Raw genomic sequence first — 13609 nt, forward strand, 5'->3', positions numbered from 1 at the left:
TGATCTCCTGCACAGTTTAGGCGGGGGTTCGAGCAGGAGCCGACGATTGACCCGGCGTGGCCCGGAGATTCGGCACAATGGGCCTGGTGCAGTTGCTCACCGTCGATGACGCCGCCAAGAAGCGTGACCTCCGCCGGATGAAGGCCCTCGCCACGGGGTTCCTCGTCCTGGCCACCGTGGTGTATTTGGTGGCCCGCTGGCAGGAGAGCAAGGGCGCGCCGGAATGGGTCGGCTATGTCCGGGCCGCGTCCGAGGCGGGCATGGTCGGCGCGCTGGCGGACTGGTTCGCCGTGACGGCGCTGTTCCGGCATCCGCTCGGGCTGCCGATCCCGCACACCGCGATCATCAAGAAGAAGAAGGACCAGCTCGGCTCGAACCTGAGCAGCTTCGTCGGGCAGAACTTCCTCGCGCCCGACGTCGTGTCGCAGAAGGTGGAGGCCGCGCAGGTCCCGCTGCGGGTCGGCACCTGGCTGGCCGAGCCGGCGCACGCCACGCGGGTGGCCGCGGAGACCGCGACGATCCTGCGCGGGTTCGTCTCGGTGCTCCGCGACGAGGACGTCCAGCAGATCATCGACAGCACGATCGTCCGCAGGCTCGCCGAGCCGGCCTGGGGGCCGCCGATCGGCAAGGTGCTCGCGGAGTTGATCAAGGAGAACCGACAGCTGCCGCTGCTCGACCTGCTCGCGGAGCGGGCCCATCAGTGGGCGCTGGGCAGCCAGGACACGATCGACCGGATCATCGACCGGGACAGTCCGGCCTGGTCGCCGAAGTTCGTCGACGCGCTGCTCGGCGAGAAGATCTACAAGGAGCTCGTGGAGTTCACCTGGAAGGTGCGCTCGAACCCGGAGCACGAGGTTCGGCTGGCCGCCAACCGCTTCCTCGTCGACTTCGCGAACGACCTGCAGAACGACCCGGCGACCATGGCCAAGGCCGAGAAGGTCAAGGCGGAGATCATGGGCCGGAAGGAGGTCACCGGAGCCGCCGAGGCGGCGTGGAAGGTGGCCAAGCGGATGATCCTCGAGTCCGTCGACAACCCGGACAGCACGCTGCGGGCCAAGATCCGCGACACCGTGATCCGGCTGGGGGAGCGGCTGCGCGACGATGCCGAACTGCGAGCCAAGGTCGACGGCTGGCTCGACAGCGGAACCCGCTACATCGCCGCGAACTACACGGAGGAGATCACCGGCGTCATCACCGACACGGTGGCGCGCTGGGACGCGGAGGAGGCCAGCCGCAAGATCGAGCTGCAGGTGGGGCGGGATCTGCAGTTCATCCGGATCAACGGCACCGTGGTCGGTGCGCTCGCCGGGCTGACCATCCACACCGTCTCGCAAGTGTTGTTCACCTGACCGCAGCCCGCTGCTAACAAGAGTGCTTGCAATAGTTAGCACGCTCCCGTACCGTGGGATTCACCCACCAGGTAGGGAGTGTGATGGCCGACGAAACGCCCACTGGCGACAGTGCCGGTGATGTGGCCGCGCGGGTGGTCAGCTCCGCGGCGCAGGACATCGGCAGCTTCATCAAGTCGCAGCGGGAGGCCGCGCAGGTGTCGTTGCGGCAGCTCTCGCAACTCACCAACGTCAGCAACCCCTACCTGAGTCAGATCGAGCGTGGGTTGCGCAAGCCCTCGGCAGAGGTGCTCGGGCAGATCGCGAAGGGACTCCGCGTGTCCGCGGAGGTGCTCTACATGCGGGCTGGATTTCTCGAAGATCGCCCAGCCAGTCCGGTGCGGGACGCCCTGCTCTCCGATACCTCCGTCACGGAGCGACAGAAGCAGGTCCTCCTTGAAATCTACGAATCGTTTCGGCGCGAGAACAATCCGCGCCTCGACCCCCAGCCCGAAAAGGAGAACCAGGAATGACTGAACTCAAAGGTCTCGACAGCGTGAAGACCCCGTTGTACGCCGCAGTCGGCGCGGGCGACGTGGTCGTCCAGGCCGTCGCCGACGTCGTCGCCCAGGTGCGTTCGCGTGCCACCGCCAACGGCGAGGAGGCCATCACGGTCGACGCCGCCCGCGAGCGCTTCGAGAAGCTGACCGGCGACCTCACCGAGGGTGTCGAGAGCCTCCGCGAGCGGCTTGCCGGCCTGCCGTCCGAGCTGCCCGAGGAGCTCGCCGAGCTGCGCGAGAAGTTCACCGCCGAGGAGCTGCGCAAGGTCGCCGAGGCGTACCTGAAGGTCGCATCCGACATCTACACCTCGCTCGCCGAGCGGGGAGAGGAGACCGTCGAGCGTCTGCGCAAGCAGCCCGCCGTCGAAGAGGGCATCGAGCGCGCCGAGTCGGTTCTCGGCGACGCCGCCACCCTTACCGAGGAGGCCCTCGGCACCGTTGCCCGTCAGACCCGGGCCGTCGGCGAGCAGGCCGCCAAGCTGGCCGGCCGCGCCGCGGAGCGCATCAGCGACGTCGCCGACGAGGTCAGCGACGCCGTGACCGAGGCGGGCGAGAACGTGGCCAGCCGCTTCGTCGGCGCGGGCGAGAAGGCCGAGTCCACCACCAAGACGGCCGCGGCCAAGGTCGACACGGCCGCCACCAAGGCGCCCGTCAAGAAGGCCCCGGCCAAGAAGGCTCCGGCCAAGCCGGCCGCCCCGAAGCCCGCCGCGACCGCGGCCAAGGCTCCGGCCAAGAAGGCCCCGGCCAAGAAGGCCACCAGCTGACGGTTCGCACAGCTGAATCGAGTTCGGCCCCCGCGCATCACGGTGTGCGGGGGCCGAACTCGTAGGATGGATACATGCCGACCGTCAACGGCCTCACCGGCCTGATCATGCTCGCGCTCCAGCTCGCCGCCATCGCGGCGGGCGTTTTCGCGGTCTTCCACGCGATCCGGCAGCGCACCGACGCCTTCACCGCGGTCGACAAGCTGAGCAAGCCGATCTGGCTGGGCATCCTGCTGGTCGCGCTGCTGGTGCTGCTGCTGCCCTTCGGAATGCTCTTCTGGATGATCGCGGTCGTGGCGATCTGCGTGTACCTGGTCGACGTGCGACCGCGGGTGGACGAGGTCCAGCGCGGGCCGCGCTGGTAGTCGGTCGCCCTCGCGTTGGGGGCGTCGATCGCACCCCCAAATTGTCTGCGAATATCAGTTACATATAACCCTTGACAACGGTCATTCCCGCCACGCATTCTTGAGGTAAGTCGATACCGGCGCGTGTCACCGGATCCGATGCCGAGGAGTGGCGATGTCGATCCTTCACGTACGCAAGGCCGTGAACAGGTCCGGATCCCGCCTGGCCAGGGCGGGGGAGCGGCAGGACACGGCGAGCCGACTACTGGCCTCGGCGGCCAGGAAGTCCTACGACCCCCTCATCGAGGTCGACTGGGAGGCGCCCATTCCGGCGGGCCTCTACGGCATGACGCCGGAATGGTCCAGCCTCTACGGCACCGACCTCTGGGAGTCGATGACCGAGGACCAGCGGATCACGCTCACCAAGCACGAGGCCGCGAGTGTCGCAGGCACCGGAATCTGGTTCGAGATGATCCTCATGCAGATGCTGCTGCGCGATATCTACAGCCACGACCCGTCCGAGCCGCACGTGCAGTTCGCGCTCACCGAGATCGCCGACGAGTGCAGGCACTCGACGATGTTCGCCAGGTCGGCGCAGCGTTTCGGCGTCCCGTCCTACCGGCCCAAGCGGTGGATCCGAGAGTCGGCGCGCGCCTTCAAGGCGACGGCCTCCGGTTCGCTCGCCTACGGCGGCACGCTGTTCGCCGAGGAGATCCTCGACATGATGCAGCGCGACTTCATGAAGGACGAGCGGGTGCAGCCGCTCACCAGGACGGTGAGCAGGATCCACGTCCTCGAGGAGGCGCGGCACATCAAGTTCGCCCGCGAGGAGACCGTCCGGCGCGTCGACGGCATCTCCTGGTTCACCAGGGCGCGGGTCCGGTTGATGCTCGGCGTGACCGCCTACTTCATCGTCACCAGCCTGGTCAACGACAAGGTGTACGAGGCCGCGGGGCTGGACCCCGAGCGAGCCCGCGCGGCGGCGAAGGCCAACAAGCACTACCACGACATGCTCCGCGAGGGCAGCGCGAAGACCGTCGAATTCCTGAGCGAGGTCGGGTTGATCGGCGGGCCGTCGAAGCTCCTGCTGCGCCGGGCACACATCATCTAGCGCCGCCGGGACCCGGCGCGACCACGGCATCGTGTGACGTCAGGGCAAGGGCGGCTTCCCAATCGACAATGAACAGCACATCACGGAGGTGGACAGGTGACGGCACAGTCACGGGGTTCGAAGCGACGGATCCTCGTCGGAGCGGCGGCCGGAGCGGCGATCATCGGTGTGGGCGCGGTCGTGCTCTCCCGGCGGACCAGGTCGAGCGCACCCTTTGTGGCCGAGCCGAATCCCGCGCTGAGCGATCCCGTGCACCGGCCCGAGACGATCTCCGTCACCTCGGCGGACGGGCACCCGATCCACGTGGTGGCCTACGGCGATCCCGAGGCGCAGCCCATCGTGCTCAGCCACGGCTGGACCTGCTCGACCGCCTACTGGTACCCGCAGATCAACGCGCTGGCCGACGACTTCCGCGTCATCACCTACGACCAGCGGGGGCACGGGCGTACCGAGCTCGGTCGCAACCCGCTCAGCACCGACCTGCTGGCCGACGACCTGGCCGCGGTGCTCGAGGCCACCGTGACCGGCGACAAGAAGGCCGTCCTGGTCGGCCACAGCATGGGTGGCATGAGCATCATGTCGTGGGCCGGTAGGTACCCGGAGCACGTCCGGGCGAAGGCCCGCGCGGTGATGCTGGCGAGCACCGCGACCGACAGCCTGGTCGCAGAGTCCACGCTGATCCCGCTCTCGCAGCGGCTGCCGACGATCCCGCCGCCGGTGGGCCGGGTTCTCCTGGGCTGGCGCAGCTCGGTGCGGGTGGATACGCCCGCCACCCGCCGCGTCATCCAGTACGCGGCGATGGCGCCCGGGTCCACGCGCGAGGAGGTCGAGTTCTGCACCCGGATCGTGCTCGACTGTCACGGCCGGACCCGCGGCGGCTGGGGCGCCGCGCTGAGCATGCTCGACATCCGCGCCGCGCTGGAGAACCTGCAGGTACCGACCACCGTGCTGGTCGGGACCGCCGATCGGCTCACCCCGCAGTCGCACTCGCGGCGGATCTCGGACGTGCTGGACGAGGCCGGGCACCTGCAGCGCCTGATCCGGCTGCCCGCGATCGGCCACATGAGCACCGTCGAGGCCCCCGGCCCGGTCAACGACGAGATCCGCCGCCTCGCCCGACTGTGAGTCCTTCTGGCCCGCAGGGGGACCACAAGGACTCACGGGCGCGGAGCGCCTAGCTGAAGACGACGGTCTTGCGGCCGTGCACGAGCACCCGGTCCTCCAGGTGCCAGCGCAGGCCACGGGCGAGCACCAGCTTCTCGATGTCGCGACCCTGGCGCACCATGTCGCGGACCTCGTCGGCGTGGTCGACCCGGATCACGTCCTGCTCGATGATCGGCCCGGCATCCAGCTCGGCTGTCACGTAGTGGCAGGTCGCGCCGATCAGCTTCACGCCCCGCGCGAACGCCTGGTGGTAGGGCCTGGCGCCGACGAAGGACGGCAGGAAGCTGTGGTGGATGTTGAGCGCGCGCCCGGCCCAGTGCTCGCACAGGTCGGCGGGCAGCACCTGCATGAAGCGGGCCAGCACCACCGCGTGGGGGTCGTGGGCGTCGACCAGGTCGCGAACCCGGTTGAACGCCGGGCCGCGCTCGGCCGGGTCCTTCGGGAACGGCACGTAGTGGAAGGTGAGCCCGTGCGCCTCCACGACGGGCGCCAGGTCCATGTGGTTGCCGATGACCGCGCAGATGTCCGCGGGTAGCTCGCCGCCCGCGGCGCGACCGAGCAGGTCGTGCAGGCAGTGTGCCTCCTTGCTCACCAGCAGCACGACGCGCTTGCGCTCGGACGAATCCTGCAGCGTCCACTCGGTGTCGGGGCCGAGCTCGGCGGCGACCGCGGCGAACGCGGTGCGGAGCTCGTCGATGCTCATGTCGATCGAGGAGGCGCTCACGGCCTGCCGGGTGAAGAACCAGCCACTGTCGGCGTCCGCGTGGTACGCGGCCTCGACGATGGATCCGCCGACCTCGGCGAGGAACGTGGAGATCCGGGCGACGATGCCGGTGCGGTCCGGGGTGCCGAGCGAGAGCACGAAACGGCGGTCGTCGTCGGTGGTAGGCGAGCTCATGGACCCAGTGTCGCAGGTACCGGTCAGCGGTCGACGACTGCCGTGGCGACCAGCGTGCCCAGGTCGAGGGTCTCGATGTCGCGTTCGGTGAGCAGCGTCAGGAACTCGAGCCGGATCGCCTCGACGGTGCCGGGGTCGAGGCCGACCAGGGTGCCGCGTAGGGCGCTGCCCAGCACCAGTCCCCATGCCAGCTCGGGGGTCGCGGGCAGCCAGTTGGACAGCTCGTTGATCTCGACGGCGGAGGTGCCGAAACCGGCGAGCCAGGCGCTCAGCGCGTCGGTCGTATCGAGTTTCTTGAGCGGGTCATCGCGGTTGTCGCGGGCACCGACGTCGACGCCCGGCACGTGCCGCCCGACCGCGTCGAAATACGCCCCGGCGTAGTCCTCGAGGGCGCCGCGGCGCCAGGCCGTGACGCCGACCTTGCCGCCGGGGCGGACCAGGTTCACCAGCCGGTTCACCGACTCGTCCATGCGTGGGAGGAAGAACACCCCGTAGGAGCTGGCCAGCGCGTCGTAGCCGGCCTCGGGGACCGTGCTCGGCGGCTCCCATTCCGTGGCGTCGGCGTGCACGAAGTCGATGTTCTGAAGGGCGCGATCGGACGCCAGCAGCCTGCCCTCCTCCAGCAGGTCGTCCGCGAGGTCGACGGCGTGTACCAGGCCGCCCGGACCGACGGCGGCGGCCGCGGGCAGCGCCGAGGCGCCTGCGCCGCAACACACGTCGAGGACCGCGTCGCCCGGCCCCAGCCGCAACTGGAAGGCCAGTGCCTGCCCGGCCGGGCCCCAGATCTGTGGGGTCAGCCAGGTGAACTCGGCCGCGCCTGCGTTGAACACGGCGGCCAGCTCGTCGGCGCTCATACCGACACGGTAGCCGCGACGGTTCACATTATGGAACGTGTCACCGCGCGTTCACTCCTCGTAGAACGGTTCCGCGTAACGGAATTCGCCCGCGAGGTCCGGGGTGTAGGCCGACAGTGTCCGAATCTGGAAATGCGAGACCCAGTCCGGGACGCCGGGGTCGACGGCCAGCGTCGACCCGGGCACGAACCCGAACCGCGGGTAGTAGTCGAGGTGTCCGAGCAGGGCGACCAGCGGTTCGTCGAGTGCGTCCGCCGCCCCGAGGACGGCGTGCATCAGCGCGGCGCCGATCCCGTGGCCCTTGTGTTCGGGCGGCACCCCGATCGGACCGAGCGCGAGCGCGGGCCGACCGGCGACGGTGGCCCTGGTCAGGCAGACGTGGCCGCGGATCTCGCCGTCGATCTCGGCGACCAGTGACAGCGCAGGCAGCCACGCCTCGGACGCCCGCAACCTCGCGACCAGCCCGACCTCCATAGGTTCGCCCGCGGGGCGGGTCGTCTCGCCGGGCTGGTGCTCGGCGAACGCGGCGCGGTGCACGGCCGCGATGGCCTCGACGTCATCGGGGCGCTCGCGTCGGATCAGCATCCCGGCAGTGTGCAGCGCCGCGGGGCGCGGCCGCAACCGGATTCGCTCGGATACCGCGCTGTGCCAAGCTCTTCGGTATGCCTGACGCCCCGCTGACCCGAGACCGGGTCGCCCAGATGGTCGATCACACCCTGCTCAAGCCGGAGGCAACGCCCGCCGATGTCGACGCGCTGATCGCGGAGGCCCGCGACCTCGGCGTGTACGCCATCTGCGTATCGCCGTCGATGCTGCCGGTGCGGGCCGAGGGGCTGGCCGTCGCCGCCGTGGCCGGCTTCCCGTCGGGCAAGCACCATTCCCTGATCAAGGGGGCGGAGGCGCGGCTCGCGGTGGAGCAGGGCGCGAGGGAGATCGACATGGTGATCGATGTGGGCGCGGCGGTCGCGGGCGACTACAACGCGGTGCTCGCGGACATCCTCACCGTGCGGGAGGGGATCGGCGACGCCACCGTGCTCAAGGTGATCCTCGAGACCGCTGCGCTGTCCGACGAGGCGATCGTCGAATGCTGCCGGGCCGCCGAACTGGCCGGGGCGAACTTCGTCAAGACCTCGACAGGCTTCCACCCGGCGGGCGGTGCCACCGCGGCCGCGGTGCGGTTGATGGCGGCCACCGTCGGCGGCAGGCTCGGCGTCAAGGCGAGCGGCGGGATCAGGACCGCGGACGCCGCGCGGGAGATGATCGAGGCGGGCGCGACCAGGCTTGGCCTGTCCGGAACCCGGGCCGTGCTGGACGGGTTCGCGGCGGCCGGATAGCGCGAACCGCCACCCGGCCACCGCGAGCGCGGATCACAGCAGGGAGCAGCCGCCGCCCGTGGCCTGCGCCTCGGGGGAGGCCTCCGGCATCGTGTAGGCGCCGCCGGCCATCGACATCTGCAGTCCACCGTCGGTGATGGTCAGCGAGGTCGCCGACATCCCGAGCGGGAGCGTCTGCAGGCTGTCGCCGAGCACGTCCACGATGCCGCTGACCAGGTCGGTGGGCAGCCCGAGGCCGAGGACGGAGGCCTCAACGGTCTCGATGTCGACCTTTCCGTCCACCACCTGCGGCCGGACGGTCAGCTCCGCGAGCCCGATGACCTGGAACGACAGCGTGCCCGCGGTCGGGTCGGCGGTCACGCCGGAGACCAGCTGGCCGAAGGGCTGGGCCTGGATGGTCGCGAGGATGCCGGCGGTGGACCAGTCCACGTCTGCGGTGGAACTGCCGATGGTGCCGCCGCCCTTGTCGGTCAGCTCGATGTCGTTGACCTTCGCCGTGACGTGCATGTCCTTGGCGGGGCCGAAGCTGGAGTCGTCGCTGGTGACCGTGATGTATGGGACGTTCTTGTCGATCGCCTGCAGCAGCACCGGCTTCCAGCTCAACCCGACGTCGACCTGGGAGCCGAGCTCGCTCTCGAGCTGCTGGGCCATGCACTGCTTGACGTTGTGCCGGACGTAGAGCTCGGCCGAGATCAGGACCGCGACCAGCGCGGCGATCACGATCAGCACGATCAGCAGGGTGCGGTTGCGCTTCGGTCCGGAGTTCGCGGACCGGTACGAAGTGTTCGCGGGGGAGGCCATTGCACGGATTCTTCCCCAGAAGTCTGTGGGGGATCTGAGAACGCGCTGCGAGAATTCCCTGTGATCCATGCCACAGTCGCACGTACTGTGACGTCATGGACGACGGGGTCGTGCGGCGCCACGAGGAGCGCGAGCGGGGTCTGTTCGAGTGCGCGCTCGAACAGGCCGGGTATTTCACCGCCGGACAGGCGCGCACGCTCGGCTTTTCGCCGGGGGAGATCGGCCGCGCGCTCGGCGCGGGCGCGTGGGAACGCGTCGACAGGGACCTGTTCCGGTTGTCGCCGTGGCCGCACACCGACCTGGAGGACGTGGCAAGGCGGTGCGTCCAGTTACAGGGGGCCGTCGTCTCCCATCAGAGCGCGGCCGAGCTGTACGGCCTCGGTCACCTGCACCCGCAGTTCCTGCACGTGACCGCAGGCGCGCCCGTGCACGTCCGGACCGACCGGGTCGCGGTGCACCGCGCCGACCTGGGGCCCGCCGACTGCGAGCACACCGGTGCCTTCCTGATCACCACCCCGCTGCGGACGGTGCTCGACCTGGCCGAGAGCGGGGTCTCGCAGTGGGTGCTCGACGAGGTGGTCGGCGACGCGCTGGCCATCGGCAGGCTCGACCGGCCTGCGCTCGAGGCTGGCGCGGCGGGGCAGTCGGTCCGGGTCGAACGCCGGGTCGGCCGGGCGCTGTCCGCCTGGGCCTGACCCGGCGGGTCGATCAGAACCAGGCGTCCCGCATCTCCAGCGTGGTCCGGTCGAGCGAGGCGAGCAGCGCCAGCTGCGGGCCGGTCTTGGGCAGCTCGTACCGGAAGAAGTACCGGCCGGCCTGCCGCTTGCCGTCGTAGAAGTCGCCGGTCTTGCCCTCACAGGCGAGCATCTGCTCGAGCCAGATCCACGCGACGACCACGTGCCCGACCGCCTCCAGATAGACCGAGCTGTTGGCCATGGCCGCTTCGACGTCGCCGGACGCGAACAACCCCGCGGTGATCGTGCCGACCCGGCCGAGCACCTCGCCGAGCTGCTCGGCCAGCTCTGCGAGCTCGCCGTCGGTCTCCTCGGCGTCCGCGATGGTGCGCCCGATGGACTCGCTCAGCAGCCGCAGGCTGATGCCGCCCTGCTGGGTGACCTTGCGGCCCAGCAGATCCAGGCCCTGGATGCCGTGGGTGCCCTCGTGGATGGGGTTGAGCCGGTTGTCGCGGTAGTGCTGTTCGACGTCGTACTCGCGGGTGTAGCCGTACCCGCCGTGCACCTGGATCGCCAGGTTGTTCGCCTCGAGGCACCACTGCGACGGCCAGCTCTTGGCGATCGGGGTGAGGATGTCGAGCAGCAGGCCGATCCGGTTACGGGCGGCGACGGTCTCGGCGATCCGCTGCTCGTCGACCATCCGCATGCAGAACATCTCCAGCGCCAGCGCGCCCTCCACATAGGACTTCTGGGCCAGCAGCATCCGCTTGACGTCGGCGTGCTCGATGATCGGGACCGGCTTGGCGGCAGGATCTTTCGCCGTGACCGGCCTGCCCTGCTCGCGCAGCCGGGCGTAGTCGACGGACTTGAGGTAGCTGGTGTAGCCGAGCGCCGTCGCGCCGAGGCCGACCCCGATCCGGGCCTCGTTCATCATGTGGAACATGTACGACAGGCCCTTGTCGGGCTCGCCGACCAGGTATCCGACGGCGCCCGCCGCGCCGCCGGGGGTGTGGGTGCCGTCGCCGAAGTTCAGCACGGTGTTCGTGGTGCCGCGGTAGCCCATCTTGTGGTTCAGCCCGGCCAGCGTCACGTCGTTGCGTTCGCCGAGGCTGCCGTCGGACTCGACCAGCAACTTGGGCACGACGAACAGTGAGATGCCCTTGGTGCCCTCGGGCGCGCCCGGAATCTTGGCCAGCACCAGGTGGACGATGTTCTCGGCCAGATCGTGCTCGCCGCCGGAGATCCACATCTTGTTGCCGAACAGCCGGTAGCTGCCGTCGGGTTGCGCCTCGGCGCGGGTCACGATGTCGCCGAGCGAGGACCCCGCCTGCGGCTCCGACAGACACATGGTGCCGAAGAAGCGGCCCGCGACGAGCGGCTTGGCGTAGGTCTCGATCTGCTCCGGGCTGCCGTGCGCGAGCAGCAGGTTCGCGTTCCCGATGGTCAGCATCGGGTAGGCGGCGGTGCCGACGTTCGCGGCCTGGAACCAGGCGAAGCAGGCTCCGGTGACCGTCGCGGGCAGCTGCAGCCCGCCTGCCTCGTACGCCATGCCCGCGCCCATCAGGTCCGCCTTCACGAACGCGTCGAGGGCCTGCTTGGCCTCCGGGATGATGGTGACCCGGGTGCCGTCGAAGCTCGGCTCCTGCTCGTCACCCTTCTTGTTGTGGGTGGCGAAGTGCCGGGTTGCCAGCTGCTCGCTGAGATCGAGCACCGCGTCGAAGGTGTCGCGGGAATGCTCCTGGTAGCGGGGGTCGTCCGTCAGCGCCTCGACGTCGAGCCATTCGTAGAGCAGAAAGTCGAGATCTCTCCGCGACAGCAGGGTCGAACGCATTCTCACAGGTCCCTTCGCAGGTGCTTCGGTCACGACAAGGCTAGATCGAAGGGGCGACCAGCGACCACGGGACCGTCAGTACGCAGTCGCGGAGCCGTCGGCGTGGGACCTCCACCGGCACGCCCTGCTGTCGCAGCAGCTGGGCGGCCGCCCGCCACCGCACCCGCGGACCGAACGGGGCGTGCGGGGCCGCCGTCGCCCACGCCCGGTCGGCTGCTTGCAGTAGCTCGTACACCGGCTCGCCCGGCACGTTGCGGTGGATCAGGGCCTTCGGCAGCCGTTCGGCGATGTCGCTCGGCCGCTCGATGTCGAACGGGTCCCAGGCGAGGGTCAGCGACAGCGGGCGGTCCGCGTCGAGCAGCACCCAGGCGCAGCGCCTGCCCAACTCGTCGCAGGTGCCGTCGATCAGCAAGCCGCCGGGCGCCAGCCCGGACTGCAGCTTGGCCCAGGCGCCTGCGACCGCGTCCTCCGGGTACTGGCGCAGCACGTTGAACGCGCGGATGAGCACGGGGTTCAGCCCGGCCAGCTCGAAGCCGCCGCGCGCGAAGCTCACGCCGTCGCGGGCCTCGACCACCCGCGCGGGATCGATCTCCAGGCCGACCACTCGGATGTCGCGGCGGACGGTGCGCAGCCGGGACGCCAGCTCGAAGGTGGTGTGGGGGCGGGCGCCGTAGCCGAGGTCGACGACCAGCGGGTCGCCGGCCGCGTGCAGCGTGTCGGCGACCGCGGCCCGGTGCATCAGCCAGCGGTCGCTGCGGCGCAGCCGGTTGATGCCGGTGGTGCCGCGGGTGATGACGCCGTCCGGTTTGCCGGAACCCGTTCGGGTTCCGCTCGGGCGGGACACGAGGTTCGGTTTTTTTTACTGCTCGGCGAGCCAGTCCGCGGTGACCTGGGCCTCCGTGCGGAACAGGTCGACGAGGTTGACCAGCATCAGCTGCTCGAGCTTGCCTCCGACGAAGGGGATGAACACCTTCGCCTCGGAGGAGGTCCGCAGCGTGGAGCCGGTGTCGGTGCCGAACAGCGCCATGGTGCCGCTGAGGCTGCCGGGGCCGGCCGGGATGGAGGCCGAGTAGGTGCCGGTGACCTCGTCGCCGAAGACGCTGTAGTGCTCCTTGCGGGTGATCACCATGTCCTTCTTCATCACGGTCTGCGCGATGTCGGGCAGGGTGTCCCGCGGAATGATGTGGTGGAAGACGAGGTCGATGCCGTCGTCGCCGACCTCGAAGCTCTCGACGTGATTGTCGGAGAACTTGCGGAGCTCGACCATCCGCGCCTCCCAGTAGTCCCGGTTCGTCAGCGCGGAGTACACCTTCTCGGCGGGATGGGTGTAACGGGCGGAGTAGTCGATGCGTCGAGCCATGACCCGGAGGGTACCGGCTCGGGCTCGGCGCACCGACAACACCCGCGTCAGCTGTTGGCGGTGATCCACTCCTCGACGACTTCCTGGTCCTTCGCCAGGATGCCGAGGATCTGCTCGGACACCAGGCCCTCGATGGTGCCGCCGATCAGGCGCACGCTGACCTCGACGTCGCCCTCGACGGTCAGGGTGGAGCCCTCGGCGGTGTCGACCAGGGTCGCGGTGCCCGAGGCGTTGATCGGGATGCCGGTGGCGGTGGTGCTGAAGGTGCCCTCGGCCTTGCCGTCGGTCAGCGGGCCCCACACCTCGCCACGGGTGATGGACAGTTCGCCCTTGAGGATCTTGGAGACGACGCCTGGCAGCGCGGCCTTGTCGATGTCCTGGGCGAGGGCGACGTCGATGGTGCCCTCACCGGCGGTGAGGTGCGCGAGGGTGAGGCCCTTGTCTGCGCCCTGCTCGACGCGGTTGCGCCAGAATCCTTCGTCGGTGAGCGTGCGGTGGATCTCGGCGGCGGGGCGGGTGTAGTTGGCGGTGAACTCAATTCGGCGTGACATGCCCCGCAATTTACATTGGTATCACCCAGGTCACA

At 69.6% G+C, this 13609-nt stretch carries 16 protein-coding genes; 8 read left to right on the forward strand and 8 right to left on the reverse strand.

Annotation, left to right across the window (positions count from 1 at the left end):
• The first annotated feature begins 77 nt into the window (after nucleotides 1-77).
• From C8K38_RS03215 to C8K38_RS03240, 6 genes are all read left to right on the forward strand, one after another.
• Nucleotides 78-1349, forward strand: a complete 1272-nt coding sequence (locus C8K38_RS03215) for a DUF445 domain-containing protein (protein ID WP_097210216.1) — start codon at nucleotides 78-80, stop codon at nucleotides 1347-1349.
• 83 nt (nucleotides 1350-1432) lie between these two features.
• Nucleotides 1433-1861 carry a helix-turn-helix domain-containing protein gene (locus C8K38_RS03220; protein ID WP_097210217.1) on the forward strand — a complete coding sequence of 143 codons (429 nt, stop codon included), beginning with the start codon at nucleotides 1433-1435 and terminating at the stop codon, nucleotides 1859-1861.
• A complete protein-coding gene (locus tag C8K38_RS03225; protein ID WP_097210218.1) occupies nucleotides 1858-2652 on the forward strand; it encodes a heparin-binding hemagglutinin in 795 nt (264 codons plus the stop codon). Before C8K38_RS03220 ends, C8K38_RS03225 begins: the two co-directional genes overlap by 4 nt.
• A 74-nt stretch (nucleotides 2653-2726) precedes the next feature.
• Nucleotides 2727-3017, forward strand: coding sequence for a DUF2516 family protein (locus C8K38_RS03230; RefSeq protein ID WP_027501186.1), 291 nt, complete (start codon nucleotides 2727-2729; stop codon nucleotides 3015-3017).
• 154 nt (nucleotides 3018-3171) lie between these two features.
• Nucleotides 3172-4107 carry an AurF N-oxygenase family protein gene (locus C8K38_RS03235; protein WP_097210348.1) on the forward strand — a complete coding sequence of 312 codons (936 nt, stop codon included), beginning with the start codon at nucleotides 3172-3174 and terminating at the stop codon, nucleotides 4105-4107.
• Between the two features lie 96 nt (nucleotides 4108-4203).
• Entirely contained in the window at nucleotides 4204-5232 is a 1029-nt protein-coding gene (locus tag C8K38_RS03240; protein ID WP_097210219.1) for an alpha/beta fold hydrolase, read from the forward strand.
• Between the two features lie 49 nt (nucleotides 5233-5281).
• Here C8K38_RS03240 and purU read toward each other — a convergent pair whose 3' ends face one another.
• The 3 genes from purU to C8K38_RS03255 are packed head-to-tail and all read right to left on the reverse strand — an operon-like array spanning nucleotide 5282 to nucleotide 7608.
• Entirely contained in the window at nucleotides 5282-6169 is an 888-nt protein-coding gene (purU, locus tag C8K38_RS03245; RefSeq protein ID WP_097210220.1) for a formyltetrahydrofolate deformylase, read from the reverse strand.
• A gap of 23 nt (nucleotides 6170-6192) precedes the next feature.
• On the reverse strand, nucleotides 6193-7023 hold the full coding sequence (locus C8K38_RS03250; protein WP_097210349.1) for a class I SAM-dependent methyltransferase: 831 nt from the start codon (nucleotides 7021-7023) through the stop codon (nucleotides 6193-6195).
• A 51-nt stretch (nucleotides 7024-7074) separates the two neighbouring features.
• Nucleotides 7075-7608: a GNAT family N-acetyltransferase gene (locus C8K38_RS03255; protein ID WP_097210350.1), complete on the reverse strand. Its 534-nt coding sequence runs from the start codon at nucleotides 7606-7608 to the stop codon at nucleotides 7075-7077.
• Between the two features lie 77 nt (nucleotides 7609-7685).
• On the opposite strand from C8K38_RS03255, the gene deoC reads away from it, so the two are divergent.
• Nucleotides 7686-8357: a deoxyribose-phosphate aldolase gene (gene deoC / locus C8K38_RS03260; RefSeq protein ID WP_097210221.1), complete on the forward strand. Its 672-nt coding sequence runs from the start codon at nucleotides 7686-7688 to the stop codon at nucleotides 8355-8357.
• A 33-nt stretch (nucleotides 8358-8390) separates the two neighbouring features.
• Here the strand turns inward: deoC and C8K38_RS03265 are convergent, their stop codons facing one another.
• Nucleotides 8391-9158: an LmeA family phospholipid-binding protein gene (locus C8K38_RS03265; RefSeq protein ID WP_097210222.1), complete on the reverse strand. Its 768-nt coding sequence runs from the start codon at nucleotides 9156-9158 to the stop codon at nucleotides 8391-8393.
• A gap of 95 nt (nucleotides 9159-9253) precedes the next feature.
• Here C8K38_RS03265 and C8K38_RS03270 point away from each other — a divergent pair, with 95 nt between their 5' ends.
• Entirely contained in the window at nucleotides 9254-9853 is a 600-nt protein-coding gene (locus C8K38_RS03270; protein WP_245221149.1) for a type IV toxin-antitoxin system AbiEi family antitoxin domain-containing protein, read from the forward strand.
• 13 nt (nucleotides 9854-9866) lie between these two features.
• Here the strand turns inward: C8K38_RS03270 and C8K38_RS03275 are convergent, their stop codons facing one another.
• The 4 genes from C8K38_RS03275 to C8K38_RS03290 are packed head-to-tail and all read right to left on the reverse strand — an operon-like array spanning nucleotide 9867 to nucleotide 13574.
• The gene (locus tag C8K38_RS03275) at nucleotides 9867-11663 is read right to left on the reverse strand and encodes an acyl-CoA dehydrogenase (RefSeq protein ID WP_097210223.1); all 1797 of its coding nucleotides are present in this window, start codon (nucleotides 11661-11663) and stop codon (nucleotides 9867-9869) included.
• Nucleotides 11664-11703: 40 nt separating this feature from the next.
• The gene (locus tag C8K38_RS03280; RefSeq protein WP_097210224.1) at nucleotides 11704-12507 is read right to left on the reverse strand and encodes an SAM-dependent methyltransferase; all 804 of its coding nucleotides are present in this window, start codon (nucleotides 12505-12507) and stop codon (nucleotides 11704-11706) included.
• Nucleotides 12508-12522: 15 nt separating this feature from the next.
• Nucleotides 12523-13023 (reverse strand): DUF2505 domain-containing protein, encoded by a 501-nt coding sequence (locus C8K38_RS03285; RefSeq protein ID WP_077040616.1) that lies wholly within the window; start codon nucleotides 13021-13023, stop codon nucleotides 12523-12525.
• Between the two features lie 47 nt (nucleotides 13024-13070).
• A complete protein-coding gene (locus tag C8K38_RS03290) occupies nucleotides 13071-13574 on the reverse strand; it encodes a DUF2505 domain-containing protein (RefSeq protein ID WP_097210225.1) in 504 nt (167 codons plus the stop codon).
• Between the last annotated feature and the right edge of the window lie 35 nt (nucleotides 13575-13609).

It is taken from the genome of Rhodococcus sp. OK611, from assembly GCF_003050885.1.
GTDB lineage: Bacteria > Actinomycetota > Actinomycetes > Mycobacteriales > Mycobacteriaceae > Rhodococcus_G > Rhodococcus_G oryzae.